Annotated in this window: 22 protein-coding genes; 8 read left to right on the top strand and 14 right to left on the bottom strand. The window is 67.5% G+C overall.

Annotation, left to right across the window (positions count from 1 at the left end):
* Window positions 1-2: 2 nt before the first annotated feature.
* The 3 genes from A3ES_RS0118670 to A3ES_RS0118660 form a co-directional block, all read right to left on the bottom strand.
* Window positions 3-632, bottom strand: coding sequence for an HNH endonuclease family protein (locus tag A3ES_RS0118670; RefSeq protein WP_020388361.1), 630 nt, complete (start codon window positions 630-632; stop codon window positions 3-5).
* A gap of 108 nt (window positions 633-740) precedes the next feature.
* A complete protein-coding gene (locus A3ES_RS0118665; RefSeq protein WP_020388360.1) occupies window positions 741-1,508 on the bottom strand; it encodes a YaaA family protein in 768 nt (255 codons plus the stop codon).
* Complete coding sequence (locus A3ES_RS0118660) at window positions 1,505-2,449, bottom strand: aldo/keto reductase (protein ID WP_020388359.1); 945 nt, start codon at window positions 2,447-2,449, stop codon at window positions 1,505-1,507. Before A3ES_RS0118660 ends, A3ES_RS0118665 begins: the two co-directional genes overlap by 4 nt.
* Before the next feature lie 58 nt (window positions 2,450-2,507).
* On the opposite strand from A3ES_RS0118660, the gene pepN reads away from it, so the two are divergent.
* Window positions 2,508-4,967, top strand: a complete 2,460-nt coding sequence (gene pepN / locus A3ES_RS0118655) for an aminopeptidase N (RefSeq protein ID WP_020388358.1) — start codon at window positions 2,508-2,510, stop codon at window positions 4,965-4,967.
* Between the two features lie 223 nt (window positions 4,968-5,190).
* The gene (sepH, locus tag A3ES_RS0118650) at window positions 5,191-6,663 is read left to right on the top strand and encodes a septation protein SepH (RefSeq protein WP_020388357.1); all 1,473 of its coding nucleotides are present in this window, start codon (window positions 5,191-5,193) and stop codon (window positions 6,661-6,663) included.
* On the opposite strand, the gene pdxR is transcribed toward sepH, so the two are convergent.
* Window positions 6,660-8,087 (bottom strand): MocR-like pyridoxine biosynthesis transcription factor PdxR, encoded by a 1,428-nt coding sequence (gene pdxR, locus A3ES_RS0118645; protein WP_020388356.1) that lies wholly within the window; start codon window positions 8,085-8,087, stop codon window positions 6,660-6,662. The two genes, sepH and pdxR, sit on opposite strands and share 4 nt — an antisense overlap.
* Before the next feature lie 102 nt (window positions 8,088-8,189).
* Here pdxR and A3ES_RS0118640 point away from each other — a divergent pair, with 102 nt between their 5' ends.
* Entirely contained in the window at window positions 8,190-8,744 is a 555-nt protein-coding gene (locus tag A3ES_RS0118640; protein ID WP_020388355.1) for a dihydrofolate reductase family protein, read from the top strand.
* 272 nt (window positions 8,745-9,016) lie between these two features.
* Window positions 9,017-9,427 carry a hypothetical protein gene (locus A3ES_RS0118635; protein ID WP_020388354.1) on the top strand — a complete coding sequence of 137 codons (411 nt, stop codon included), beginning with the start codon at window positions 9,017-9,019 and terminating at the stop codon, window positions 9,425-9,427.
* A gap of 235 nt (window positions 9,428-9,662) precedes the next feature.
* Here the strand turns inward: A3ES_RS0118635 and A3ES_RS47555 are convergent, their stop codons facing one another.
* Genes A3ES_RS47555 through A3ES_RS57100 form a run of 3 tightly spaced genes read right to left on the bottom strand, consistent with a single transcriptional unit; the run spans window position 9,663 to window position 11,807 of the window.
* Complete coding sequence (locus A3ES_RS47555; RefSeq protein WP_083933513.1) at window positions 9,663-9,956, bottom strand: GNAT family N-acetyltransferase; 294 nt, start codon at window positions 9,954-9,956, stop codon at window positions 9,663-9,665.
* A 36-nt stretch (window positions 9,957-9,992) separates the two neighbouring features.
* Window positions 9,993-11,252, bottom strand: a complete 1,260-nt coding sequence (locus A3ES_RS0118625) for an erythromycin esterase family protein (RefSeq protein WP_020388352.1) — start codon at window positions 11,250-11,252, stop codon at window positions 9,993-9,995.
* Between the two features lie 42 nt (window positions 11,253-11,294).
* Window positions 11,295-11,807 carry a metallopeptidase TldD-related protein gene (locus A3ES_RS57100; RefSeq protein ID WP_420323147.1) on the bottom strand — a complete coding sequence of 171 codons (513 nt, stop codon included), beginning with the start codon at window positions 11,805-11,807 and terminating at the stop codon, window positions 11,295-11,297.
* An 82-nt stretch (window positions 11,808-11,889) separates the two neighbouring features.
* On the opposite strand from A3ES_RS57100, the gene A3ES_RS0118615 reads away from it, so the two are divergent.
* The 3 genes from A3ES_RS0118615 to A3ES_RS0118605 are packed head-to-tail and all read left to right on the top strand — an operon-like array spanning window position 11,890 to window position 17,597.
* Entirely contained in the window at window positions 11,890-12,546 is a 657-nt protein-coding gene (locus A3ES_RS0118615; RefSeq protein WP_020388350.1) for an aKG-HExxH-type peptide beta-hydroxylase, read from the top strand.
* A 59-nt stretch (window positions 12,547-12,605) separates the two neighbouring features.
* A complete protein-coding gene (locus A3ES_RS0118610; protein ID WP_063745972.1) occupies window positions 12,606-16,472 on the top strand; it encodes a glycosyl hydrolase family 28-related protein in 3,867 nt (1,288 codons plus the stop codon).
* 30 nt (window positions 16,473-16,502) lie between these two features.
* Window positions 16,503-17,597, top strand: coding sequence for a Gfo/Idh/MocA family protein (locus A3ES_RS0118605; RefSeq protein WP_020388348.1), 1,095 nt, complete (start codon window positions 16,503-16,505; stop codon window positions 17,595-17,597).
* Window positions 17,598-17,610: 13 nt separating this feature from the next.
* Here A3ES_RS0118605 and A3ES_RS0118600 read toward each other — a convergent pair whose 3' ends face one another.
* The 4 genes from A3ES_RS0118600 to A3ES_RS0118580 form a co-directional block, all read right to left on the bottom strand.
* Window positions 17,611-18,138, bottom strand: a complete 528-nt coding sequence (locus A3ES_RS0118600; protein ID WP_020388347.1) for a GNAT family N-acetyltransferase — start codon at window positions 18,136-18,138, stop codon at window positions 17,611-17,613.
* A 32-nt stretch (window positions 18,139-18,170) separates the two neighbouring features.
* Window positions 18,171-19,445, bottom strand: coding sequence for an ROK family transcriptional regulator (locus tag A3ES_RS0118595; protein ID WP_020388346.1), 1,275 nt, complete (start codon window positions 19,443-19,445; stop codon window positions 18,171-18,173).
* Between the two features lie 131 nt (window positions 19,446-19,576).
* The gene (locus A3ES_RS0118585) at window positions 19,577-20,842 is read right to left on the bottom strand and encodes an enolase C-terminal domain-like protein (protein WP_020388345.1); all 1,266 of its coding nucleotides are present in this window, start codon (window positions 20,840-20,842) and stop codon (window positions 19,577-19,579) included.
* Window positions 20,842-21,678, bottom strand: coding sequence for an NAD-dependent epimerase/dehydratase family protein (locus A3ES_RS0118580; RefSeq protein WP_237744995.1), 837 nt, complete (start codon window positions 21,676-21,678; stop codon window positions 20,842-20,844). The genes A3ES_RS0118585 and A3ES_RS0118580 overlap by 1 nt, the downstream gene beginning before the upstream one ends.
* A gap of 137 nt (window positions 21,679-21,815) precedes the next feature.
* On the opposite strand from A3ES_RS0118580, the gene A3ES_RS0118575 reads away from it, so the two are divergent.
* Complete coding sequence (locus A3ES_RS0118575; RefSeq protein ID WP_026162988.1) at window positions 21,816-23,012, top strand: RNA-guided endonuclease InsQ/TnpB family protein; 1,197 nt, start codon at window positions 21,816-21,818, stop codon at window positions 23,010-23,012.
* Window positions 23,013-23,046: 34 nt separating this feature from the next.
* Here A3ES_RS0118575 and A3ES_RS0118570 read toward each other — a convergent pair whose 3' ends face one another.
* Genes A3ES_RS0118570 through A3ES_RS0118560 form a run of 3 tightly spaced genes read right to left on the bottom strand, consistent with a single transcriptional unit; the run spans window position 23,047 to window position 26,253 of the window.
* Complete coding sequence (locus A3ES_RS0118570; protein ID WP_020388342.1) at window positions 23,047-23,937, bottom strand: carbohydrate ABC transporter permease; 891 nt, start codon at window positions 23,935-23,937, stop codon at window positions 23,047-23,049.
* On the bottom strand, window positions 23,934-24,869 hold the full coding sequence (locus A3ES_RS0118565; protein ID WP_020388341.1) for a carbohydrate ABC transporter permease: 936 nt from the start codon (window positions 24,867-24,869) through the stop codon (window positions 23,934-23,936). The genes A3ES_RS0118570 and A3ES_RS0118565 overlap by 4 nt, the downstream gene beginning before the upstream one ends.
* A gap of 4 nt (window positions 24,870-24,873) precedes the next feature.
* Window positions 24,874-26,253 carry an ABC transporter substrate-binding protein gene (locus tag A3ES_RS0118560; RefSeq protein ID WP_020388340.1) on the bottom strand — a complete coding sequence of 460 codons (1,380 nt, stop codon included), beginning with the start codon at window positions 26,251-26,253 and terminating at the stop codon, window positions 24,874-24,876.
* Window positions 26,254-26,407 lie beyond the last annotated feature (154 nt).

The raw sequence follows: 26,407 nt of genomic DNA, 5'->3' as shown, positions 1-26,407 counted from the left end.
AGTCAGCAGGCGTTGAGCATCTGCTGCAGAGCGGTCTTCTCGGTCGACTGCAACGACAGACCGTAGGTGTACTTCACCCAGATCCACTCGCGGGCGTAGATGCAGTGCACCGAGGTGTTGGCCGGCTTCCAAGACGCAGGATCCCGGTCGCCCTTGGAACGGTTGCTCGACGCCGAGACGGCGATCAACTGCGCGATCGTGAGGTCGTTGGCGAACTGCTCGCGCTTGGCCGTCGTCCAGGTGTTCGCGCCAGATCTCCAAGCCTCCGCCAACGCCACGATGTGGTCGATGTCGATCGCCGAGTCGTCGGTGATGTAGACGGCGTCGTACACGCTGTACCACTTGCCGGCGGTCGGCTCGCAGTCGCTGTCGACGGTCACACCGGTGCCGTCGCGCTTGAGGACCTCATCGCGGGTGTCACACGTCCCCGACACCGTGCGCCAGTGCGGGAACTTGTCCCGGCTGTAGCCGGTCGTGGTGCCTTCCGCCTTCACAGTCAGCGAGTTCAGCTGAGTCTGCGCCGTACTGGCTGAGGGCGGGGTCGGTGGATAGGCGAGTGCCGGCTGGGTGCCGACGACCCAGGCTGTCGTCGCGGCGACAACGGTGATCGAGCATGCAAAGAGACGACGCATCTTCAGGCCTCCGAGTTGGGCGGTGCCCCCCTGACGAACTGCGCTGTCTCAACCCTTCCCCGCCCTGACGGCCAGGGAAACCATCTCTTGGTGAAGGCCTGATGAAGGCTAGTCGTGCTCCACCACGGTCAGCGTCCACGCCGCGCCGGTCCGCTCGAGTTCGGCGTTCCAGCGCTCGGAGATCAGCTTGTGCAGAGCCTTCGGCGTGCCCGGATCCTTGCCCGACTCCAGCAGGTGCCGCGCCACCAGACCGCGTGTGTGCTTCGCGTTGTGCGACACCACCGAGCGGACTCCCCCGCGCTCACGCACGACGGACACGGCCACCCACTTGGCCGCCTGCTCGCCCGACGGCCGCCAGGCAGCGGCGTACGTCGAGGAACGGCAGTCCACGATCACCGACTTCCCCGCGGCCTGTTCGAGCGACACCGCCAGCGGATCGCGCCACACCGACGCGAGCGGCCCGAGCCCGGGCAACGTCGTACCCATCGACAGCCGGTACGCCGGTACGCGGTCCGCCATCCGCAAGGCACCCCACGCCGCCGACATCACCAGCAGCCGCGAGTTGGCCCGTCGTTTGGTGCCCGGCGACAGGGTCGAGTAGCCGAGTGCGTCGTACAGGACACCCGAGTACAGCTCCGACACCGGCACGGAAGGCTCGGAACGCCATCTGGTGTTCCGCTCGACCTCATCCTTCAGCGACGCACCGACACCCAGTACGCCGTACGCGTCGGCCGTGGAACTCACCTTGGCCAGCGACTCCAGTACGGTCTCGCGGACCTCGTTGAGTTCCGGGAACGACAGCGACGGCAACTGGACCGCGTTGCCACGGGAGCGACCGGACTTGCCTTCGGACGGCGGGAGCAGGATCAGGGTCACGTGAGTTCGTCCAGGATCGCCAGGTCCTCGACGGTCGGGTCCCACAGGCCTGCCGTCACGTTCTGCGCGATCTGCTCGGGCTTGGTCGCCCCCGCGATCACCGAAGCGACGGCCGGCTGAGCGGCCAGGCCGCCGATCGCGACGTCGAGCAGGGTCAGATCCCGCTCGGCGGCGAAGGTCTCCAACGCCTCGATCTTGTCGAAGTCGGCGCGCGCCAGCCGCTCGGGCATCTTGGCCAGCCGAGATCCCTCGGGGGCCTCCTGGCCGCGCTTGTACTTGCCGGTCAGCAGACCGGACGAGAGCGGGAAGAACGGCAGCACGCCGATACCGAGATGCTCGCAGGCCGGGATCAATTCGTCCTCGGCCTCGCGCGCGAGCAGGTTGTAGTGGTTCTGCGCGCTGATGAAGTGCTCGACACCCGCCGTCCGCGCGGCCCAGTCGGCGTCGACCACCTGCCAGCCGGCTAACTGCGAGCTGCCGAGGTAGCGGACCTTGCCCTCGGCAACCAGTTCGGACAGCGCCGCCAGGGTCTCCTCGATCGGCGTGACCGGGTCCGGCACGTGCAGCTGATAGAGATCGATCCAGTCCGTGCCGAGCCGGCGCAGGCTGGACTCGACCGCTTTGCGGATGTAGCGGCGGGAACCGCGCACACCCCAGTCGGGCCCGTTGTCGCCCTTCATGTCACCGCCGAACTTCGTGGCGATCACCGCCTCGTCGCGGCGGCCGCCGAGCGCCTTGCCGAGGATCTCCTCACTCGACCCGCGGTCGCCGCGATAGACGTCGGCGGTGTCGAACAGCGTGATCCCCGCGTCGAGAGCCGCCGTCACCACGGCGTCGGCCTGCTCCGCGTCGATCCTGCCCCCGAAGTTGTTGCAGCCCAGGCCCACCACACTCACGGTGAGGCCGGAGTCGCCCAATTGGCGGTACTCCATCTCGGTCATGGGCAAACTGTATCGATGCCTCTGCCGGAGGCTGGGACGACCGCATAGAGTGCACGCCATGCCGAGTCTCACCGCCGACGGTGCCCGCACCCGGGCCGCCGCTCTCACCGTTCATTCCTACGACGTCGACCTCGACCTCACCCAGGGCGAGCGCACGTTCGGATCGACCACCAGGATCGTCTTCTCCGCCGCCGAGCAGTCCAGCTGGCTCGACGTGCGGCCCGGCGAACTGACGTCGGTGCTGCTGAACGGGACGCCGGTCGACGTGGCCGGCCTGGCCGGCGGCCGGCTCGGCCTCAACGGTCTGGCAGCTGAGAACGAACTCGTCGTGACCGCCTCGATGCTGTACTCCAACGACGGCGAGGGCCTGCACCGCAGCGTGGACGCCGCCGACGGGCTGACCTACCTGTACGCGATGTCGTTCCTCGACGCCGCTCCCCGGATCTTCGCCTGTTTCGACCAGCCCGACCTCAAGGCGCCGTACAAGGTCAAGGTGACCGTGCCGCCGGAGTGGATCGTGCTCGGCAACGGCGCCGCGACCCAGGTGTCGCCGGGCCGGTGGGAGCTGGCCGAGACCAAGCCGCTGTCGACGTACTTCGTGACGCTGGTCGCCGGGCCGTACCACCAGATCCTCGGTGAGCACGACGGCATCCCGCTCGGCCTGGTCTCGCGGCAGTCGCTGGCCGAGGCGCTCGACCGGGAGGCCGAGGACCTGTTCGAGGTGACCGCGCAGTCCTTCGACGAGTTCCACCGGCTGTTCGGGTACCGCTACCCGTTCGGTGAGTACCACCAGGCGTTCGTGCCCGAGTTCAACGCCGGCGCGATGGAGAACCCGGGCTGCGTGACGTTCCGCGACTCGATGGTCTTCCGCTCCACGGTCACCGACGGCGAGCGCAGCAGCCGGGCCCGGACCGTCGTCCATGAGATGGCGCACCAGTGGTTCGGCGACACGGTCACCATGCAGTGGTGGAACGACCTGTGGCTGAACGAGTCGTTCGCGGAGTACATGGCGCACCGGGTCGCGACCACCGCGACGCGGTACACCGACAACTGGATCGACTTCGCCTTCATCCGCAAGTGGTGGGGCCTGCAGGCCGACCAGCGGTCCTCGACCCACCCGGTCGCCGCTGACGCGGTCAAGGACGCGCTCGCCTCGCTCAACGACTTCGACGGCATCTCCTACGCCAAGGGTGCGGCGGTGCTCAAGCAGCTCAACGCCTACCTCGGTGATGAGGTGTTCCTGGCCGGCGTGAAGGCGCACATCAGCTCGAACGAGTTCGGCAACGCCACCTTCGCCGACCTGGTCGCGAAGTGGACCGAGGCCGGAGCGGTCGGACTCGAGGCCTGGGCACAGAACTGGCTCCGCACCCCGGGGCTCGACACAATCACCGCCGAGCGCACGGCCACCGGCATCAGACTGCACCGCACGGCGCCCGCCGACTACCCGGCCGACCGCCCGCACCAGCTGACCATCGCCGGGTACGACGAATCCGGGCGCGGCACCTCCGTGCCGGTCCTGCTCGACGCGGACGTGGTGGAGGTCGAGCTCGACCCGTCGATCGCGGTCGTCGTACCGGACGCGGCGGACGACACCTGGGCCAAGATCCGCCTCGACGCGGCAAGCCTGGGCAAGCTGGCCGCCGTGATGCCGAAGGTCGAGGACGGCGTCACCCGCGCGGTGATCCTGAACAGCCTGCGCGACGCGACCGCCGACGCCGAGCTCGACCCGCGGCTCGGGTTCGACGTGGTACTCGCCGCGCTGCCGGTCGAGGGCAGCGACATCGCCGTCGAGACGATGGTCGGCTGGGTCAGGAGCCAGTTGCTGGGGCGGTACCTGGCGGTCGAGCCGTACCGCGGACGGCTGGCCGAAGTACTGACTGAGCGGCTTCGGTCGACGCCGGCCGGCAGCAGCCTGCAGCTGGCGGTCGCCCGCGGGGTCGTCGGGACCACCGACGACGTGGAGCTGCTGAGCGGATGGCTCGCGGGAGACGGCGTACCGGAGGGCCTCGCCGTCGACGCGGATCTGCGCTGGCTGATCACGCTGCGGCTGGCCAGGCTCGGTGCCATCGACGACGCCGGCATCGACGCCGAGCTGGCCCGCGACAACTCATCCGAGGGCGTCGTGCACGCGACCCGGTGCCGGGCCGCCCTGCCGACGGTCGCGGCCAAGGAACGCGCCTGGGCCCAGATCACCACGGATGCCGAGATCGCCAACTACGAGCTGTACGCCGCGTGCGAGGGCTTCTGGCAGTACGGCCAGCTCGAGCTCACGGCGCCGTACGTCGACCGGTACTTCGCGGAGATCGCGGCGACCGAGAAGCTGCGCTCAGGCTGGGCGGTCGCGAGGAGCGCGGCGCTCGCGTACCCGGTCTATGCGGTCGACGCCCGGGCGCTCGGGCTCGCCGCCGATCTGGTCGCCGGCGAGGACGTCGCGGCGGGAATCCGGCGGGCGGTCGGGGATCAGCACGACGACCTCGCGCGGGCGCTCGCGATCCGGGCGGCCTTTCCCGGGAACTGAACAGGAACCGACCGGGAACTGACCGGTTTCCGGGGGTTCGGTGTCGTGATCACTCGCCGTTGTGACTAGTGTGACTGATGTGACGACAAGGACCCTCCTGAGCAGGCAAGATGGGGTTTTGTGACGTAACCTCCACAATGACCGTCGGGCACGGCGCGCCGGTCTTGGTCGAGGCGCAGGTATCGGGAGAGACTGTCGAGAACCGCACAGGAGAACAAAGGCAATGCGCGAGGCGAGGCTCGTTGGCCTGAGTCAGGATGGCAAGCAACTCATCCTGGCGCTGGCAGAGACGGGTGAGGAGTTCGCCGTCCCGGTCGACGACCGGTTGCGTGCGGCCCTGCGCGGCGACCGTGCCCGACTCGGCCAGCTGGAGATTCAAATGGAGAGCGCGCTCCGCCCACGAGACATCCAGGCTCGGATCCGAGCCGGTGAGAGTCCCGAGGCGGTCGCCGCCGTCGCGCAGATGCCGATGGAACGCGTGATGGCGTTCGCCGGCCCCGTGCTGGCCGAGCGCGACCACGTCGCCAGCCTGGCCCAGCGCGCCTCCGTACGCCGGCGCGGTGGCGGCGACGCCCCCACCCGCAACCTCGGCGCCTGGGTGACCGAGCGGCTCCGGATCCGTGGCGTCGACCCGGCCTCGGCCGAGTGGGACGCCTGGCGGCGCGACGACGGCCGCTGGGCCGTGCGGGTGTCGTACTTCGCCGAGGAAAACGACGAGAAGGTCGCGATGTTCGCCTACGACGCCCCGGGACGGTACGCCGTACCGGATGACGACGAGGCGCGCTGGCTGGTCGGCGAGCAGGTGCAGGTGATCGCGCCGCAGCCGACGTCCGAGCGGCGGCTCACCGCCGTGGCCGACTTCGATCTGAGCATCGCGCCGGATCATGGCGCGGACAGCTACGAGGCCGGCTTCGAGGACACGATCAGCTTGCCGCGTGGGCGCGCTGCCCAGGCGGATCGCGATGCGAACCGCGACACCGGACGTGGGTACGGGCGCGACCCGGAGTACGGGACGGCCCGCGATGTCGAGCGTGGGCCGCGACGGGTGCACTCGGTGCCGAGCCCGGATGAAGAGCCGACGCTGATCGACGTACCGATCGAGCCGCCGCAGACGCTGCGACCGGCTGTCCGTGCGGTCGAGCGCCCGGCGCAGTTGCCGGTGGAGGCGCCGCCGCTGTCACCGCCGGAGGAGCGCGCCGCCGCCCCCGAGAACCGCTTCACCGAACGCCGGATGCCGCCCGCGGAAACCCGCCACCCCGAAACCCGGCACCCCGACCACGAGCCTCGCCAACCGGAGCCTCGTGAGTCCGAGCCACGTGATCCTCGTCAGGCGGAGCCACGCCAGGCCGAGTCGCGTCAGGCCGAGTCTCGTCGGACGGAGCCTCGTGGGTCCGCGCCGCTGCCGGTCGACGAGGGCGCTCGCCCTGCCGACCCGCGTCCTGCTGAGTCCCGTACCGCCGAAGCCCGTCCGGCGGAGGCCCGGCGCGATGCTCCTCGTCCGGCGGCTCCCAAGCCGGCCGACCCGCGGCGCAAGCCAGCGCCTCCCGCCGAGCAGCCGGCTGCTGCGGCCGAGCCCGCGGCTGCCGCCGAGCCCGCAGCCGCGCCGGAAGAGAAGAAGAAGCCCGCCAAGCGCGGCTCCAAGCGAGCCAGCGTGCCGAGCTGGGACGAGATCATGTTCGGCAAAAAGGCCGACTAGCCTGCTCCGATCACCTCGGCCAGGACGCGTACTCCACGTCGGATGCGTGACTCGTTGACATTGCCGAAGCCAAGGACGAGACCCGGCGCAGTACCTGCGGCGAACTCGTCGCCTCCGAAGCAGTAGTCACCTAGACCGCGTACTTCCACCGATCGCTGCCTGGCCCCGGTCACGACATCTGCTTCCCGTACGCCGGCCGGCAGCCGGAGTACGGCGTGACAGCCCGCCGCGAGACCACCCAGCCGGAGAGTCGGCAAAAACTCATCCACGGCAGCAATGAGCGTGCTGCGCCGATCCTGGTAGATCGTCCGCATCCGGCGCAGGTGCCCGTCGTAGCGACCTGACTCCATCAGGCGGGCGAGCGCGAGCTGATCGAGGGCGGGAGCTCCGCGACTGGTCAGCGCCTTCGCGTCGACGAGCGCGTCGACCAGGCCCGGTGGCGCGAACATCCAGCCGATCCGGATTCCCGGCGCGAGCGTCTTGCTCACCGACCCCAGCGCGATCACCCGCTCGGGCGACAGACCCTGCAGGGAGCCGACCGGCTGGCGGTCGTAGCGGAACTCCGCGTCGTAGTCGTCCTCGATCACGAATCCGTCGACCGCCTCCGCCCAGGCCAGCAGCTCGTGCCGGCGCTCCGGGCTGAGCGCCACGCCAGTAGGGCACTGGTGCGCAGGTGTCAGCAAGACGGCTCGCGCTCCGCTGGACGCCAGTCGGCCGACGTCGACACCATCCTCGTCGACCGGCACCGGAACCGCCTGGAGACCGAACCGCTCGGCGATCCGATCATGCTCTCGTGGCCCCGGGCTCTCCAGCCCGACGCGCTCAATGCCATTCCTTGCCAGGGTTGCGAAGACGAGCGTCAGTGCATGCCGGAAACCGCCGGTCACGACAGTGTGCTCCGCGAACGCGGCTCCTGCCCGGACCCGACGGTGGTACGCCGCCAGTACCTCTCGCAGCCGCTGGTCACCCCCATCGGGCTCATCGCCCATCAAGGCAGCGGGAGCGAGCCGGGCCGCATCACCGAGCGCCCAGACCCAGTCCCGGACCGGCGCCGAGGCCAGATCCGGTACGCCGTACTCGAACTCGATGTCGCACTTGGCCCTCGCTGGATCCACCTTTGGCAACCGTGCCTCGGCAGGGGCCGTTGCCTCTGCCCGCTCGGCCACCCGGGTCCCGGAGCCCACCTCGGTGATGAGGTAGCCCTCGGCGTACAGCTGCGCGTAGCTGTCGACCACGAGTCCCCGCGAGATCCGCAGCTGCCCAGCGAGGCTCCGCGACGAGGGCAGACGCTCGCCAGGGCGGAGCGCCCCTGCGCGGATCGCCGAGCGCAACTGCTCTTGCAACTGTTGCCCCAGCTGACGGGGTACTTCGCGGTCCAGTTGCAACAGCAGCCCTGGCCCGTCGCCCTTCCACTGCACGGCCATGACGCCTCCCAAGTGGTCCACTGCCGGCCCGCCGGATTGGACCTTCAGCCAGAGCCGATTCGACCACAGGCTGGGGCCATCCGAACGATGAAAGGACCAACAATGCGCGAGATCGTCAACTCCACCTACATCACCCTCGACGGCATCGTCGAAAACCCCGGCAGCTGGCCCAGCCTGGGTGGCTTCTCCGGCGAGGGAACCAAGGTTCAGACGGAGTTGATCCAGTCCTGCTCGGCCATCCTGATGGGCCGGCACACCTATGAGAGCTTCGCCGGCGTCTGGCCTACCCTGTCCGGCGACCTCGCCGACAAGATGAACTCCCTGCCCAAGTACGTCGCGTCCACCACGCTGACCAGCCCGACCTGGAACAACACCCACGTCATCGAGGGGGACCTCGTCACCGCGGTCAGACAACTGAAGGAAGAGCCAGGCGACGACATCGTCCAGTACGGCTTCGGGCCGGTCACCCGCACACTCATCACCGCGGGCCTCCTGGACCGCCTGCGCCTCTGGCTCCATCCCTTCTTCGTCGGCCACGGCAACAGCCAGGACCTCCTCTACCGCGACACCGGCGTGACCCGGTTCGACCTCGTCGGCACCACCGCCCTGAGCTCGGGGATCGTGATCCTGGACTACCGCATCCGCGCCGAGAGCTGACCCCGATCAACTGAGCAGGAAGCCCCGGTAGCCGTCGTTGACGACGTCAGCGCAGGCCTGCCGGGGCAGCGGCGTACCGGGTGGTTGTGGACAGGTGTCTCAGATAGCGGGCTTTGTTTGGCAGTGCCCCGCGGAGTCTGCCATGATCTTCCGCATGCGGATCACGCTGTGTTGTTGCTGTTGTTGTCGCTGACGCGCGCCGTCTGAGGCGCGCGAGGCCCTGTCCTTTTCCCAGGCCCGCCCGCCGACACCAGCCACACAGGATTCCCGAGATGAACCTCTCCGCTTTGGCCGACCTGCTCACGTCCCGTGGGCTGCGCCTGTTGCCGGGCTCCCACGCCGTACCGGTCGAACTGCTGGTCGAGTTGCCGGACGAAACGATCGCCCGCTTCACCGCCCGCGGTACGACGCTGCGGTTGCGCCACTACTCCCCCGACGCGCTCATCTCGATCGTGATCGCCCCCGAATGCGGCTGCGGCGACCACCACCCGCAGACCGGCCCCGACCGCGTCACCCTGAGCGCCTTCACCACCCCGCTGTCAGAGCACCTGCTCGACGGCGAACTCCTCTTCGGCTGGACCACCCACGAAGCCGGCGCCCTCCGCCTCCCCGACGCCATCCCCCACTTCTTCACCCTCCTCCCCTTCCTAACCCCCACCCGCTCCCTAGCCGTAGTCGCCTAACCCACCCACCTGCCTCCCCGCCTGACTGAGCCGCGGGTTATTCGCGGCCCGTGACCCGGACCGCCATCACACACCAACCTCGGCTGGGTGCATTCGGCTGAGCGTGCACAGGCGTGCTACCGGGCAGAAACGGCAAGTTGGCATGTGGTGGCCGTCCGGGCCCGCCACCCAACATCACAAACACCGTGTTAGTACTAGCCGACCAGCAATCCTGGGCCGTTCCGGTTGGGGGACATTAAGGGGCGAGGGGCTTCTCGAACCAGTGGTCTTGGAATTGGGCGGGGGTGGTGGTGGGCGGCGGGATCTCGGTGAAGTCGGCGGAGGTGTAGAAGGCACGGGCTTCGACGAGGTCGGTGCGAGTGTCCAGGAAGAGGCGCGGTAGCCCTTGCGAGCGAGCCCATTCCTCGGCGGCGGCGAGAAGTGCCCGGGCTCCACCGCAGCGACGGTGGTCGGGGCTGAGGTAGAAGCGCGTGAGCTCGCCGGTGGGGTACACCCCGAGATGACCGGCCGCGACGCCGTCCGCACGCAGTACGAGGAAGACGCCGAGACCGCTGGCAGGGAACTCTCAATTGTTCTTTTCGGGGAGCGGCACCGAAGGGGTGGAGGTTGCTACGTAGGCCAGGCCGTCGTACTCGCGGGTGAGCAGCGTTGGGGTGAACTGCATCCGGTAGGTCCAGCGCTGCACGTAGGCGCCGAAGCTGCGGAACATCTGCGGCTCGGCCAGCCACCTCTTCACCGGCTCGGGCGCTTCGTCGGCACCGCGCAGGTTCAGCCAGTGGTCGCCTGGAGTCGCGGCCGCCAACTGTCCTTCGAGCGCGTTGAACCCACCACGATCGATGCTGTTGGCAACGACTGGCCCATCCATCGCCCCCGGCCACGGGCCAGGCCGCAGCCGGCGCGCGCGAAACGCACCCGAGCCGAAGAGCAACGCCAGCGCGTAGTACTCCGATCCGAACCGCTCCCGCAGGTGCTGTCCCATCGGCCGCAACCCCGGCGTCTGCCGGCTCGCGGCCAGATGCCCGTTGTGCGCCCAAACCGCGATCCGCCGGGTCGGATTCTCGTCGGCCAGCCGCTCGACAGCCTTGGCCATATACGCGTCCCGTGCGGCGAACACCGTCTCCGCAGGATCCTTGTGCTCCTTCGGCCGCCCGACCAGCTCAGCGGCCCGCTCCAGAATCCGCGCGTGCTCCAAGACAACTTCCGAAGCCCCCTTGGCCTCCAGGAACGGGATCAACTGCTGCGCCTCCCGAACCACCAGTCGCGTCGGATCCGGCACCGACCCCGGCTGAGCATCCTCCAGAAACCCGAAGCCCTCCTCGAACGCCGCCAGCCGATCAGGCACCGACTCAGCCAGAAATCCCCGTACTGCGGCCAGCGACGCCGAACACCGTTGCGGGTCGATCCCCGCGAAGCCGATCTGCTCACCGGCAGGCCGCCCTGCGTTGTACGACCGCATCCACTCGACCAGCGCGACGACCTCCTCGGTCCGCCACGTCCAGAACCCAAGCCCGGCCACCACCGTCGCGGCATCGCCGACACCATCGCGCACATACGCGTCCACCGCCGGCGCCGCCGACTCGCTGGCCTCCATCGCGAGCATCGAATACCCGAGCTCATTGACCAAGTACTCGAACAGCCGATGCTTCAACTGGAAGAACTCCCGCGTCCCATGCGACGCCTCCCCCAGCCCAACCACCCGCACACCGTCCAGCACCTTCCCCAGCGGAGCAAGATCCTCGACGGGAGCCCCCGCGACCAGACTCGTCAACGGACACGCAGTACCGGACAGCCACTGCTGGATCTCGGCCAAACTCTCGGTCGCCACTGAAAAAGCCTACCCAGCCGCCCGGCTTTGCTGTGGATCCGGTCAGCCGGCACCGATCCGGACGTGGCCGATAGCCACTGTCACACCGTCGGCCAGGCCAGGGAAAGCCGTGTGGTCGTCCCCGACCGCTTCAATGCCGGTCAGCACCGTGGCGAGATCGCAGGCAAGGATGCACTGCGAGACGTGTTCGGCCAGTTCACCGTTGCGGATCAGACGACCAGAGAAGCTGATCGAGAAGTCACCGCTCGCCAGATTGGCACCACCCTGCAAACCGGCGATCGATTGGACGAGGACGCCGTCGGCCAGACCGGCGATGATCTCGTCCACGGTGTCGAGGCCCCGTTCCCGGCGGTCTCCGAACCGCTGATCCACATCCGGCACTACCTTTCCCGGCTGGAGGACAGCCAGCACCTCACCGCGGCCCAGCACCTGCGGGTACTCACGCGGCTGAAGAGCGGCTGGTACGGCGATCGCACCTTGCCGCGGGTGGTGGAACTCCTCGACGAAGAGGGGTACTCGCAGGCACGCGCCGACGTACGGGACTTCGGCGAGCATCGGATCAAGACCAGGGATCTCGAACTGTTCCTGGCCGATCGACCATGGCGCACCAGCAACTGACGAAGGAGTTACCAGGGCCGTGCAGGCAGAACAGTTTTTCGCAGAGATCGGTGGAGTCCCCTTCATCGACGACGCCACCGTCCAGCCCAAGACGATCCTCTCCGCGGTGGCGATGGTCCGCAGGAACACCGAACCCGAGGCGTTCGCCAAACCTGTCGACTACCTCGACCCGGAGAACGCCTGCCAGATCTTCGAACGGCACGCCCGCTCCACCCCGGACGACATCCAGTGGTCGCCGATGCCCGCGGCCGAACAGGAACTGGTGGGTCAGGCCGAGAGCGACATTCTGGGCTGGAAGCCGGAGTGGGCGCCGCTGCTGAGAATCCCGAAGCGTTACCGGCGGATGGCGACCAGCACGGGCAGTACGTCGGTCCTGGTCCCGCAGACCATCTATCTCGGTCCCGGTGCGTTCCGCGATGCCGAGACGTTGCGCGAAACCCTCGTGCACGAACATGCCCACATCTGGCTGAACTTCGTGGCCGAGGCGTTCGACCTGCAGGCCGCGGAGGCACCCAGGGACTACACGCTTCCGTCGGGTACCTCGGGCAAGACCTACCGAGGGGTGCTGTCCGCTGCACACTTCGCGGCGGCGGCCTCTCGGGCACTTGCGGTCCGGCTGGAGTTCGCTCAGCCCGGACGGCGGCACGCGCGAGTCACTCGGCTCTTGAATAAGTAACACGCATGGTTTAACTTACACGCACCCCGCTCCTGGGTCCGCCACCTGGAGGTTCTGCCATGTCCTCAAGACGCCTGCTAGCGGGGTTCCTGCCCGCTCTTTTGCTGGGCGGCGTGCTCGCCGTACCGGCAGCACACGCGGCAACGATGTACCCGAGCGGCGTCGGCGCCGACCTCGGTGCGACTCCCACGACACTGGGCGTGAAGCCGACGGCCGGCGCTGACCCGGCCGGGCTGCAGACCGGTACGGAGCAAGGCCGCACCTATTGGCGAACTAGCCAGGCGGCCGACACCAGCTACTTCAACTTCGATGTCGACGGTGACTACGTCGGTGAGCTGAACACCGATGACGTCGTGGTCACGGTCACCTATCTCGACAGCGGCACAGGGACTCTGCAACTCCAGTACGACGCCGCAGCCGACCCCGCGGCGCGTGCCGACGACGTCCAGTTGAAGAACACTGGCCAGTGGCAGACTGGCACCTTCGTGTTGAGCGACATCGAGTTCGCCGACCGCCTCGGTGGCGGCGACCTGCGTCTCCAAGGCAGCGAAGACATCACTGTCGCCGGCCTGCGCATCAGTACTGCGGGGGCCTCGGTCGAGCTCGGTGCCTCGCCCGCGCAGAACGGCATCTCGCCTCGCGCGGGCGACCGCCCGGAGAACCTCGTCACCGGCGTACAGGACGGACGGGCGTACTGGCAGACCGATCGGAGCGCTCCGGCGCCAGGCACGAACTTTATGTACATGAACGTGTCGGACACCTACCTCTACGACAACCGCAACCTGGTGCTGATCAGCATCGACTACTTCGATGAGGGCAACGGCCAGTTCGGGCTGCACTACGACTCCCCCGGCGAGACGATCCCGGAGAAGTTCAAGAACTCCGAAGTGATCACCTATGGCAACACCTTGACCTGGAAGACCCACACCTTCGCCCTCAGCGATGCGGTGATGACGAACCGGTCCAACGGCTCGGACTTCCGGATCCACCTGGGTGGTGGCGCGGCGGACCTCAAGGTCGCTGCGGTCCGGGTCGCAAAGGTGGCGACCGTTCTCGACGTCACCGAAGGGCTGGTCGACCTGATCGACGAAGCGGCCCGGGTGCAGAAGGCTGCCCGCGAAGGGGCACGCGACGGTCAGTTCCCAGTCGGCAGCCGCGCCACCTTCCTGCAGGCGATCAACGACGCGCGGGCTGTCGCGAGCACTCCGGGCGTCACCGATGTCCAGGTGAAGGCCGCGCTGCAAACGCTGCAGACCAAGCTCGACGCATTCATCGCTTCGGTCGTCGACACCAACTTCGCACCAGCCGGTACTGCGAGCGCCAGCGGTGGCACCGACGCGTCGAAGGCCAACGACGGCAACCATCAGACCGTCTGGACGAGTGCAGCCGGTGATTCCTGGCTCCAGCTGGATCTCAAGACGCCGCGCGCCGTGAACGACGTCCGGGTCGAATGGGCACAGACCTCCTCACCCGACTACACGGTCCAGGTCTCGGACGACGGCATCACCTTCACCACGGTCGGCCGGACTGGATCGCCGGGCGCCAACCAGTTCAGCAAGACCCGTTTCGCGACCGTGACGGCGCGCTACGTCCGAGTCGCGATGACCGGCGCCGACAACTTCACCGTCAAGGAACTGCAGTTGCGCGAATCGCCGGTCGTCACCCCGAAGCCGACGCTGATCGACACGATCAACCCGACCGAGGATGGCGTGGTCGCCGACTTCGACGCCACGAAGTACGGCGCGGACGGCAGTGGACGCAAGGACTCGACCAAGGCGATCCAGCAGGCGATCTACGCGTGCCAGGATGCGGGCGGCGGGACCGTCTGGCTCCCCGCTGGCAAGTACCTGGTCAAGGACACGATCGAGGTACACGCCTTCTGCACCCTGCGGGGCGACCGCCGCGACCCGGACCTGCAGAGCAAGGGAGACTACGGCACCGTCATCGTCGCGGATCTTGCCTCAGGCAACGATGGCCCGTCGCTGTTCCGGATCGGCGGCTCGGCCGGCGTGATCGGCCTGACCACCTACTACCCGCGCCAGAGCGCGACCACCCCGATCCCGTACAACTACACCTTCGAGATCCCCGGCGGTGCCTGGATCGGCAACGAGAACTACATGATGTCGACCGTCTCGGACGTCACCATGCTCAACTCGTACCGCGGCATCGGGATCAGCACGATGCCCAACGACCGCGGCAACGCGCCGAGCTCAGGGCAGGTGCACGAGTCGACGACGATCCGTAACATCCGGGGAACCGCTCTCTTCGAAGGCGCCCGCGCCTACAACGGCGCCGACGTCGGCACCTGGGAGAACGTGACCTTCAGCAACGCCTACTGGGCCGCGGCGCCGTCGGCGTACCGGCCGCCGGCGCGGTCCGTGCTCGACGGCTGGACACGGGCCAACGGCACCGGGCTCGTGCTCGGCGACCTCGAGTGGGATCAGTTCCACAAGATCGCGCTCTCTGACTACAAGATCGGCATCCACGTCGTCGCAGGTCAGCGCGCGCAGTTCACCGGCAGCTTCCTGCAGCCCGACGTACGGCGTACCGGGACCGCGCTCAAGGTGGACGTGATGGACGAACGCTGGGGACTCACTCTCGCCGGCGGCCGGATGGAGGGCGAGCAAGGCATCCAGAACGACTCTCGTGGCTATGTGAAGGCCACCGGCACCACGGTCACCGGCACAGTTGCGGGCATTGTGCACCGGATGTCGGGCACCGCCCCGGGCTACACCCAGAGAGCGCTCCCCGGTCCGTCGCGCAAGGCCTTGTACGTCGTGGATGCGCCGCACGGCATCGGTTACCTGCCCACGGCTGACGCGACGAGCGCAGTACAGAAGACGCTCGACAAGGCCGGGCGTGCTGGCGGCGGCATCGTGTATCTCCCGGCTGGGTGGTATCGCATCAGCAGTCATCTCAATGTTCCCGCGAAGGTCGAACTGCGAGGTGCGTCCGCAGTACCCAACCGGGATCAAAGTGGCGCAAGCGGCGGCACAGTGCTGCATGCCTTTGAAGGACGGGCCACCGCTGCACCCGACACGGCGACCGCGCTGCTGACACTCAATGGCAAGAGCGCAGGCCTCCGCGGACTGCGCGTCTTCTACCCCGAGCAGAACCCGGGCACGGCCGAGGGCATCGTCCCCTACCCGTACGCCGTCCGCGGCAAGGGCGAAGCGACGTACGTCATCAACGCCGGCTTCCCGAACGCGTGGAACGGCATCGACCTCACCACCTACCGCAACGACGGCTTCGTCGTCCGCAAGGTCGCGGGGGCCTTCTTCGACCACGCGATCGCCGTCGGGCGCAGTACCGGCGGGCGGATCGAGGGAGTGCTGTCCAACGGCAACGCGGTCACCCGGATCGGCTACCAATGGCCGCACTGGATGAACGAGGGCAGCATCTTCGAGCTGGTGATCGACAAGTACATGCGCAAGACGGCCAAGATCGTCACCGTCGACGGCGCTCGCGGTCTGACGCTCTTCAATGTCTTCGCGTACGGGTTCCACGACGGGCTGGTCGTCAACGACGGTCAGGTGGACGCGTTCAACCTTGGTACTGACAACCTCGGCGAAGGCGGCTTCACGGTGAAGGTCGTCAAGGGTGACGTCGAGGCGACCAATCTGGCTCGCTACAACGGCGCGACCAGCACCGGGCCGGTCACCCTGCACAACGTGATGGTGATCAACGTCGTCCAGCGGCAGGTAGCTGTCGCCGCCGTCGGGACCGGCACAGTGAAGCTCGCCGGCAACGAATCCGAGCCAGGAACGTACGAAGTCGGCGCGCAGGTCACAGTGACAGCCACGCCCGGGTCGGATAGCGTTTTCCGGAACTGGACCGTGGACGGCGCGGTGGTCTCGACCGACGCGTCGTACAGCTTTGCCGTGACCGCGGACCAGCTACTGACCGCGAACTTCGCACCGAGGTAGCTGCTGCGTAGGTCTTACCGAAGGGACGAGATGTCTGACTCGACGAACAACCACCAGGTCGCCATCGTGGGCTGCGGCATCATCGGCCGCACCCACGCCGACACCGTGGCTGCCCGGCCGGACGCTGAAGTGACCGCGCTGGTCGACGGCGATCGCGCCGCCGCGGAGGCTCTGGTCGCCAGGCTGAAGGAGGCCGGGCGCCCCGAGCCGAAGGTGTACGGCGACCTCGGGGCGGCTCTGTCGGGAGCGGACATCTCGCTCGTCGCGATCTGCACGCCGAGCGGCACGCATGCCGCGCTCGCCGAGCAGGCGCTGAACGAGAAGAAGCACGTCGTCATCGAGAAGCCGCTCGACGTCGACCTCCCGCGGGCCCGCCGCCTCGGTGCGGCGGCCACTCGGGCGGCCGGTCACGGCGTCGTCTCGTCGGTGATCAGCCAGCACCGGTTCGACCCGGGCAGCGCGCAGGTCTCGGAGGCGATCAAGGCTGGCCGCTTCGGCCAGCTCACCTCAGCTGTCGCCACGGTGGCCTGGTGGCGCAGTGACGAGTACTACGCGTCCGCCGGCTGGCGTGGCACCTGGGCTCAGGACGGCGGCGGCGCACTGATGAACCAGGGCGTCCACACGGTCGACCTGCTGCTGTGGTTCATGGGCCGGCCGGTCAACATCCAGGCTCAGGCACTCCGCGCGGCGCACCACGCGATCGAGGTCGAGGACACGGTCGTCGCCACTCTGACCTTCGAGAACGGCTCCGTCGCAACCCTGCACGCGACGACCGCCGCCTTCCCGGGCGGCCGCACCCGCGTCTCGGTCCACGGCACCGAGGGTGGCGCCGAGATCGAGGACGACCTGTTGCGCCGGTTCAACGTCGACGGCTCCACCGACGACCAGTCCGTCGACACCGAACGCCCGGGCGGCCACGTGGCGCAGTACGCGGACATCTTCGATGCCATCGGCAACGGAGTGCAGCCGGGCATCACCGTGCACGACGCCATCGAAGCGCTCGCCACCGTGCGGGCCGTCTACATCGCGTCCACGCTGCAACGCCCGGTCAAGTTCCTCGACGTCCTCGAAGGCCGCTACGACGACGTCGACGTCAGCCGCGGAATCCGTCTGCCGCCCAGCTGACGAACTCGTGGGGTCAGGCGGGTTCGCCGGGGGCGCGGTTGTTGAGGATGCGCTGGTAGAGGTGGCTGGCTTGCCAGGCGCCGGCGATGTGCAGATAGTCGGGCGCTGTGCCGATCTGGGTGAAGCCGGCCTTCGTCAGCACCCGTTGGGAGGCGACGTTGGCGGTCATCGTGCTCGCCTGGATCCGGTGCAGGAGCAGTTCGCTGTCCGCGATCTCGGCGACCGCCTGTACGCCGGCTGTCGCGAGCCCTTTGCCGAGCATGTCGGCGTCGATCCAGTAGCCGAGGTGCCCGTTGCGAAAGGGTCCGGGCACGATGTCGGTCAGCGTCATCGCCCCCACCACCCGGTCACCCTGGAAGAGGAACCACGGCACGATCTCCCGCTTGTCGAAGCGGGCCAACTGCTCCTTGAGGCGATCCTCCTGTGCGGCCGTGGTGAACCAGCGCTCCGACCGCAGAGGCTCCCACGGCTGCAGGTGCTCGCGATTGCGCACCTGCGCTTCCGCGAATGCAGCGGCGTCCGCGAGGGTCGCCACTCGCATCACAACATCGTCAGTCAGGGGTCTGTCGAGAGTCACTTCGGCAGCCTACGAGCCTGACTCGAACCGCCGACCCGCGGGGTGAAGGCGTCGTGGAAGATCGTCGAGGCGGCACCGACCGCGGCCGCGTCGGCCTGCAGCATCGACTCCTCCACCGCGACCGTCCGGGTGCCTTTTGCGATCGGGTGCGAATTCACTGCCCGGCTGATTTCGGAGAGGAACACCTCGGCGATTTCTGGGGCGAACGCCGGGCCACCCAGCACGATCAAATCGATGTCCAGCAGATCGACCAGGCCGACGGCACCCTGCGCAATCACCGAGGCGACTTGGCTGACCGCCTTCTGGGCCGCTTCATCGCCACTCGCAGCGGCTTTGCAGACCGCTTTGTAGCGCTTCGCCTCATCGGTCGTGCCAGTATCGGTCTCGACATATCCGAAGCCGGCCGCGATCACCGGCAGCGAAGCGGTCGGATTGCATTCGGCCATCATCCGCGGGCCGTTCTTCTCGTCCCACTCCCCCATCCTCAGCGCGCACAACTGCCCGAACTCACCGGCGTTCGCGGTCAGGCCGCGGTAGATCGAGCCGTTCAGGATCAGCCCGCTGCCGACCCCGGTGCCGAGGTAGAGATAAGCGAAGTCGCGCGCCCGGGCCGACCGCCCGATCCAGCGCTCACCGATCGCCGCCGCGGTCCCGTCCTTCTCGACCAGGACCGGGTGATTCAGCTTGCCCTGCAGCAGATGCCTGATCTCGAGTCCGCGCCAGGCCGGTTGCAGCGGCAGGTCGAGCAACGTGCCGTCGGCATTGATCGGCCCCGGTACTGCGACGCCGACGCCGAGCATCGAGTCGGCGTCCACCTGGCTGATACTCAACGCGGCCGACACAGTGGCCGCGGCCAGGTCGACGAGCCGCGTGGCATCCAGATCGGCCGGCAGGTCGACGGTCTCCCGGCGCACGATCGCGCCGTCGAGATCGACCACGGCGACGGTCAGCAGCTCGGGGTCGATGTGGATGCCGACGGCATGGGCCGCGTTCGACCGCAGCCGCACCGGAGTACGGGGTTTGCCGAGGCGTTCGGCGCGTTCCTGCTTCTCCTCGACCAGCAGGCCCTGCTGCAACAGGATGCGCAGGATCCGCGACACCGACTGCTGGGTCAGCCCGGTCCGCCGGGAGATCTCGGTGCGGCTGATGATGCCCGCGAGCCGGATCGTCTCGATGATCACGGCCTCGTTGAAGGAGCCCAGGTCGTACTGGTTCGCGCCGGACCGCGTCGGCTCGTCGAGCACCGCCGAGTCACTCTCAGGCGTGACCATCGCCCACCTCCTCCTCGTCCGTTACTTTCCCTGCTGATGAAACAGGCCCCCGGACTAGCCGAGATCGTACCCTGCGGCCACGGCCTCTTCGGGAGTCCAGTGCGGCGTCGAGTCGGTGAGTACGGCGAACTTCACGGTGCCTCCAACGCCCCGTCCGGACGCCGTACGCCGGCCGCCCACTCGTCGTGGCCGGACAGCTCGGCCGGGAAGCGGGCCGCTGCCTCCACGTCGATGTCGATGCCCCATCCCGGCGTTTCGTTCGGAGTCAGCCAGCCGTCGACGATCCGCAGCGTGCCAGGGAAGACCTCGTGGACAGCGTCGTTGTAGATATGGCCCTCCTGGATGCCGAAGGCAACCGAACTGACGTCGAGTGCGACGTTGGCGGCGGCACCGATCGGCGACGTGTCGCCCGGGCCGTGCCACGCAGTACGGACTCCGCAGAGCTCGGCCAGGTCGGCGACCTTGCGAGCGGCGGTGAGGCCGCCGATGTCGGAGATATGCGAGCGGATGAAGTCGACCCCGCCGTCGCGAACCAGCCGGACGGCGTCGCTCATCGAGGTGGTCAACTCACCGACGGCCAACGGTACGGGCGACGCGGCGCGGACCTCGGGCAGGCGGTCCCAGTGCTCCGGTGGCAGGACGTCCTCGAGGAAGAACAGCCGGTACGGCTCCAGCGAACGCGCGAGCAACACCGCTTCCTTCGGCGTCAGGCGCGAGTGCACGTCATGCAGCAGTTCGATGTTGTCGGGCAGAGATTGCCGGGCCGCCGCGAACAGGTCGGGCGTAGTACGGAGGTAGTCGCGAGCACTCCAACCATTCCGGTACGGCGCATCCGGGTACAGCGTGGCCAGGCGCGGGGCGCCGTACCCACCGCCGCCCGGCGTGGATACCTGCAGGCGGATGTGACGCCAGCCCTGCGCGACGAACTCCTTCGCCTGCTCCAGCGTCTGCTCGATGTTGATGCCGCCGGCATGGATATAGGTGTCGGCGGCGGCGCGGACCTTGCCACCGAGCAGCTCGTAGACCGGCATACCGGCTCGCTTGCCGGCGATGTCCCACAGCGCCTGGTCGATGCCGGAGATCGCGTTGTTGGTGACCGGTCCCCCGCGCCAGTAACCGGAGAAGCCAGCCAGCCGGACCAGGTCGCCGATGTCGCCGGGGTAGCGGCCGATCAGCAACCGCGCGAGGTGCTCGTCGACGAACGTCTGGACCGCCTTCCACCGCTGCGTGAACGTCGCGCAGCCCAGGCCGTACAACCCCGGCTCGGTGGTGTCGATCTTCACCACCACCAGCGGGATGCCCTGTGGCGCGGTCACGATCGCCTGGACCGCACGGATCCGGATGTCGTCGCGGACCGGCCAGGGCTGGGCGAAGGTGGCGGGGGTCTCCTGCGGCATCAGATCTCCAGACGGTTGATGGGTAGGTCGAGCTCGTGGCGCGCTTGGAAGCCGAGCACGGTCCGCGCGGCGGTCAGGTCGATCGGCACTTCGCGCCCGACAAACCGGCGCAGGCGCGGCACACCGGGCGCGAAGGCGTCGAGCAGCGCCTCGGTCTCGTACGGCGCAGTGGTGGTGCCGGCGGCAACGAAGAAGATGTGGGCCCCGGACAACGTTGCCGTCAGCCCCAACTCGATCGCGTACGCCGCATCCCGCGTATCCAGATATGACCACGCCTCCCGTACCCCGCCCGCCGGGTCACCGGCGGCGATCCGCTCGATCACGTCGGGTGAGTTCACATGCGGGAACCGGAAACACACCACGTCCATCCCCCAGCGCCGCCAGACCATCCGTGCGGTGTTCTCGTCGTTCTGCTTCGACAACGAGTAGGGATCGGCGACATCGGCCGGGATCTTCTCGTCCAACGGATAGTAGGCGGGCAGGATGTCGTCGGGATTGAAGGGCACCCCGAAGGCATTGATGCTGCTGGCAACCACAGCCCGCTTGATGCCCAGGGCACCGGCCTGCGCCAGCACGTTGAAGGTCGACACCACATTGGTGGTGTAGACCTCGTACGCCGTACCGGCCGACGGATGAGGCAGCGCGGCCAAGTGCACGACGGCGTCGACACCCTCCAGCGCCCTCGCGACATCCTCCTCCGACCGGGCATCACCGACCACGACCCGATCCGCCTTCAACCCGTCATCCTCGACATTCGTCAACGCGGTCACCAACGCACCAAGCTCGGACAGATGACGCGTAGCAACCGACCCGATCCGCCCAGCCGCCCCCGTCACCAACACCTGCCGCCCATTCAATGAGGAAGTCACCTGAGTTGTCGCGGAGTGACCCCGCCCTTCAGGTCGGAGAGAGACCGCAACTCCCTCCCTTCGGGGATCGGAAACTGTCGGTACCGGCTGATTAGATCGAGTACATGTCCCGGTTCCGGATATACCCGACACCAGTGCAGCAGGCTGCGTTGCTGGAGCACTGCAGGCACGCCCGGTACGTGTGGAACCTGGCCGTGGAGCAATGGGCGATGTGGACCAAGGACAAAGGCTTGACGCCGGGCTATACGGAGAAAAGCCGACAGTTGACCGAAGCGCGAGCCGCCTTCGACTGGCTGCGGGCTGGGTCGCAGACCGTGCAGCAGCAGGCGCTGCGGGACTTCGATCAGGCAATCAAGAACTTCTACAGAGGGACCCACGGGCGGCCGAAGTGGCGCAAAGCCGGGCTGTCCGAAGGGTTCCGCATCGTCGGCCCTCAGGCGTCCCGGGTAATGAGGCTCAGCCGCAAGTGGGCTGCGGTCAAGGTGCCCAAGGTCGGCTGGGTGCGGATCCGGCTGTCCCGTGAGATTCCCGCAGCGAAGTCGTATCGGGTGACCCGCGACCGGGTGGGTCGCTGGCACATTGCGTTCGCGGTCGTCCCACCGGCGATCCCCGCACCGGGTACGGGTCTGATCGTCGGTGTTGACCGAGGAATTGCAGTGTCGGCGGCGTTGAGTACCGGTGAACTTTTGACCTGCCCTGGCTTGTCTGACCGAGAACAGGAACGACTCAAGGACCTGCAACGCCGTCTTGCCCGCTGCCGTCGCGGCTCCAACCGGCGCAAGCGAGTGCAGGCTGCCGCCGCCAAGCTGTATGCCCGCGCCGTTGACCGCCGCAAAGACTGGGTGGAGAAGACCAGTACGGAGTTGGCCCGACGATTCGACGTTATCCGCGTGGAAGACTTGCGCATCACTCAGATGATCAAGCGCCCCAAGCCGAAACCCGATCCCGAACGGCCAGGCGCCTACTTGCCGAACCGTCGTTGCGCCAAAGCCGGTCTGAACCGTGGCGTTCTGGCCAACGGGTGGGGCGCCCTGGTACGTCGTCTGGAGTACAAAGCTGCCGGACGAGTCGAGAAAGTGAACCCTGCGTACACGTCGCAGACCTGTAGCACCTGTGGGCATTGCGCACCGGACAACCGCAAGAGCCAAGCGGTCTTCCGGTGTGTAGCCTGCGGGCACCAGGCGAACGCCGATGTGAACGCTGCTGTCAACATCGCGGCCGGACGGGCCGTCAGCGCACGCCGAGAGACGCCGACAAGGGTCTCGCCGAAGCGTGAACCTCAACTCGCTACCTCCACGTAGTGGTTGGAATCCCCGCCTCAGGGCGAGGAGGACGTCAATCTTTGATGCCGCCTGACATTCCGACCCCGCGCAGGAACTGCTTCTGGAAGATCAAGAAGAGCACGACGGGGATCAGGACCGCCAGGAATAATGCGCTCATCTGCAGGGAGATTTCCGTGGTTTCCGCCACTCTGGGGAGTGCGACTGAGATCGGTTGCAGCTTTGGGTCAGGGAGGACCAGGAGCGGCCAGAGATAGTCCTTCCAGGAACCGATCACGGTGAGCAGCGCGACGACTCCGAGGATGGGCTTGGACAGCGGCAGGATCAGCGACGTGAACAGTCTCAGGTTGCTGGCGCCGTCGATCCGCGCCGCCTCGATCAGCTCGCGCGGGATCGCGTCGAAGTACCGCTTCATCACCAAGATGTTGAACGCGCCCGCCGCCTGTGGCAGCCAGACCGCCCAGAACGTGTTCTGCAGGTTCACGCCCAGGACCGGCATCTTCAGGATGGTCAGGTAGAGCGGGACCAGCGAGATCACGCCGGGCAGGAACAGCGTCGCGAGTACGGCGCCGGTGACGATCGGCCCCCATTTCGGGCGGAGCACGCTCAGCACGAACGCGCCCGTCGTACAGACGAACAGCGTCGAGAGCAGCGACCCGATCGCGATGATCGCCGTGTTGCCGAGGTACGAGCCGATCTGCACCCGCGTCCACGCGTCCGGCATGTTCTGCCACTGGATGCCGCTCGGCCACAACTGCATCGGGCCCTGCAGGATGTCCTGGCTGGTCGACAACCCGGACTTCAGCAGCCACAGCAGCGGACCGACACCGGCGATCACCACACCGATGAACAGCAGCACCTGAATCGCGGGCAACCCGTACTGAATCAGCGGCCGCTTGCGATCGGCCGTGGAGATGATGCCGCGCTCCTGCGCCTCGGCGGTCATGTCGTACTCCAGCGTCTGGTCATGAAGTGATAGGCCACCGACAGCACGCACAGCACCAGCGCGAGCAGCACGCTGAGCGCGGTGGCGGCACCGAAGTCGCCGTTGATGAACGCGTACCGGTAGATCAGCAACAGGATCGTCGTGGTCGCGTTGTCCGGACCGCCGCCGGTGAACAGGAACGGTTCGGTGAACACCTGGAACGTCCCGATCAGCTGCAGCAGCATCATGATCAGGATGATTCCGCGGATCTGCGGCAGCGTGACGTGCCAGACCCGCCGCCAGATCCCGGCCCCGTCCAGCTCGGCCGCCTCGTACAGTTCGGTCCGTACGCCGGTCAGCGCGGCCAGGTAGATGATCGAGGTCGCCCCGGCGCCGGCCCAGGTCGCCTCGATCACGATCGCCGGCATCGCCAGGTCCGGCGAGTTCAGCCAGGCGAACGGCCCGATCCCGAACCAGCCAAGGATCGCGTTGAACACCCCCGACGTACTCGGGTCGTAGAAGAACTTCCACAACAGGATCGCCGCCACCGGCGGGACGACCGCCGGCAGGTAGGAGAACACGTTGTAGAGCCAGCCGGTCTTGCGCAGTTCGCTGATGAACACCGCCAGGAACAGCGGCACCGGGAAGCCGAAGATCAGCGCGAGCAGCGCGAAGTACAGGGTGTTGAGTGTTGCCTGGGGCAACTGTGGGTCGGTCAGCACGTAGCTGAAGTTGGCCATGCCGACCCACTCGGGCGTGGTGACCAGGTTGTTCTTCTGGAAGGACAGCACCAGCCCGCGGACGATCGGGCCCCAGGAGAAGTACAGGAAGATCAGTACCAGGGGCAGGGCGAAGACGATGCTGCTCAGTCCGCCGGAGCGGTACCAGGTGACCGGGCTCCGGCGGGACCGAGAGGCGGGGATCGCCGTCGAGGGACGCGTCAGGACAGCCATCGGACTACCGCGCCAGGCGGGCGTCGATCTTCGAAGCGGCGTCGGTGAGTAACTTGTCGATGTCCGCGTCCTTCTTGGTCAGCACCTGCTGGACGACCGGGTCGAGCAGCGCGTAGACCTCCTGGCCCTTCTTGACCGGCTCGGGCAGCAGCTTCAGCGAGGTGGTGGACTCGACGTAGCCCTTGAACTGCTGGACCGGCACGTTGTTGAACGGCTCACGCCACTTGTTGTACTGGTCGTAGGTCTGCTGGCTCAGCGGCGTGATGCCGGGCCGGCCGACGAAGCCCTTGTCGGCGATGGTGTCCTTGGCGTTCTGCACCGCGAGCGACTCGGTGGTGTACTTGTCGAACTCCTGCGACTTGATCCACTTGAGCGCGGCGACGATCTCGTTCTTGGTCGACTTCGGGTTGATCATCTTGATCGAACCGCCGGTCAGGGTGCCGTGCGGGCCGCCGTCCTGCGGCAGGGCGCCCTCGCCGAAGTCGGCCGGCTTCATCCCGAAGTTCTTGACGCACATGTCGTAGGCGTCCGGCGCCTGCATGATCATGCCGATCTTGCCGGCCGCGAAGTCCTGCCGGGCCTCCTCCTGGTTGTAGAGGAAGTTCGTGCCCATGGTGTTATCGGTCCAGCGCATGTCCTTCAGCAACTGCAGCGCCTTCTTGGCCGGCGCGTCGTTGAAGGTGCTCTTCTTGCCATCGGGACTCTGGACCGTGCCGCCCATGCTGTAGGTCATCGTGGTGAGCATCCAGCCACCGGTGTTGTCCTTGGTCAGCTGCGCGTAACCGGCCTTGCCGGTCTTCTCGGTGATCTGCTTCGCGTACTGACGGACCTCGTCCCAGTTCGCCGGCGGCTTGTCCGGGTCGAGGCCGGCCTGCTTGAACAGTGCGCGGTTGTAGGCGAGCCCGACCGAGAAGGCCTCGAACGGTACGCCGTAGATCCGGCCCTTGTCGTCCTGGACCATCTTCAGCGTCTCGGGATTGAGGTCCTTGGTCAGGTCGACCAGCTTGAGTTCGTCGGTGATGTCCGGCAACTGCTTGTTCGGAATCATGTTCAGCGGCTCGGTGAAGCTGATGCTCATCACCGTCGGGAGCGAGCCACCGGCCACCTGCGCCTGGAAGGTCTGCGCGTCCCAGGCCGTCTCGGTCGCCTTGACGGTGATGTTGGGATGGTCGGCCATGAACTTCTTGACGTTGCGCTCGAAGGCGGCGACGTCGGCCGGCTTGTCCGGCTTGGGCTTGTTCCCGACAGTGATCGTGACGGGCGCCTTCTGGTCGATCGCCCCACCGCCGGTCGCCGCCGGCGTACTGCCGTCCGCGCAGGCTGCCGTCGTCAGCACCAGCGCCGCCGAAGTCAGGGTCACGACAAACCGTGCCGTTCTCGTCATCGGAACTCCTCAGGTTTCCGGGATCACCCCGACCAACTGGGCGGTTCAGGGGTGTGGTCTGGGCCACAGAAGCCCAAGTCCCGAGTAAGTTAAACCATGCGTGTTACTTTATCAATGCCCAGCTTGGTCACGGTTCGAAACAGCACTGATCGGC

This window comes from Kribbella catacumbae DSM 19601 (genome assembly GCF_000372465.1).
GTDB lineage: Bacteria > Actinomycetota > Actinomycetes > Propionibacteriales > Kribbellaceae > Kribbella > Kribbella catacumbae.
This window is presented reverse-complemented; position numbering and strand designations above follow the sequence as displayed.

Coding starts and splice junctions, on each gene's coding strand:
- A3ES_RS0118670 (WP_020388361.1), bottom strand. CDS start 632: ATGCGTCGTCTCTTTGCATGCTCGATCACCGTTGTCGCCGCGACGACA.
- A3ES_RS0118660 (WP_020388359.1), bottom strand. CDS start 2,449: ATGACCGAGATGGAGTACCGCCAATTGGGCGACTCCGGCCTCACCGTG.
- pepN (WP_020388358.1), top strand. CDS start 2,508: ATGCCGAGTCTCACCGCCGACGGTGCCCGCACCCGGGCCGCCGCTCTC.
- sepH (WP_020388357.1), top strand. CDS start 5,191: ATGCGCGAGGCGAGGCTCGTTGGCCTGAGTCAGGATGGCAAGCAACTC.
- pdxR (WP_020388356.1), bottom strand. CDS start 8,087: ATGGCCGTGCAGTGGAAGGGCGACGGGCCAGGGCTGCTGTTGCAACTG.
- A3ES_RS0118640 (WP_020388355.1), top strand. CDS start 8,190: ATGCGCGAGATCGTCAACTCCACCTACATCACCCTCGACGGCATCGTC.
- A3ES_RS0118635 (WP_020388354.1), top strand. CDS start 9,017: ATGAACCTCTCCGCTTTGGCCGACCTGCTCACGTCCCGTGGGCTGCGC.
- A3ES_RS57100 (WP_420323147.1), bottom strand. CDS start 11,807: ATGCTCGCCGAAGTCCCGTACGTCGGCGCGTGCCTGCGAGTACCCCTC.
- A3ES_RS0118610 (WP_063745972.1), top strand. CDS start 12,606: ATGTCCTCAAGACGCCTGCTAGCGGGGTTCCTGCCCGCTCTTTTGCTG.
- A3ES_RS0118605 (WP_020388348.1), top strand. CDS start 16,503: ATGTCTGACTCGACGAACAACCACCAGGTCGCCATCGTGGGCTGCGGC.
- A3ES_RS0118600 (WP_020388347.1), bottom strand. CDS start 18,138: ATGCGAGTGGCGACCCTCGCGGACGCCGCTGCATTCGCGGAAGCGCAG.
- A3ES_RS0118595 (WP_020388346.1), bottom strand. CDS start 19,445: ATGGTCACGCCTGAGAGTGACTCGGCGGTGCTCGACGAGCCGACGCGG.
- A3ES_RS0118585 (WP_020388345.1), bottom strand. CDS start 20,842: ATGCCGCAGGAGACCCCCGCCACCTTCGCCCAGCCCTGGCCGGTCCGC.
- A3ES_RS0118575 (WP_026162988.1), top strand. CDS start 21,816: ATGTCCCGGTTCCGGATATACCCGACACCAGTGCAGCAGGCTGCGTTG.
- A3ES_RS0118570 (WP_020388342.1), bottom strand. CDS start 23,937: ATGACCGCCGAGGCGCAGGAGCGCGGCATCATCTCCACGGCCGATCGC.
- A3ES_RS0118565 (WP_020388341.1), bottom strand. CDS start 24,869: ATGGCTGTCCTGACGCGTCCCTCGACGGCGATCCCCGCCTCTCGGTCC.
- A3ES_RS0118560 (WP_020388340.1), bottom strand. CDS start 26,253: ATGACGAGAACGGCACGGTTTGTCGTGACCCTGACTTCGGCGGCGCTG.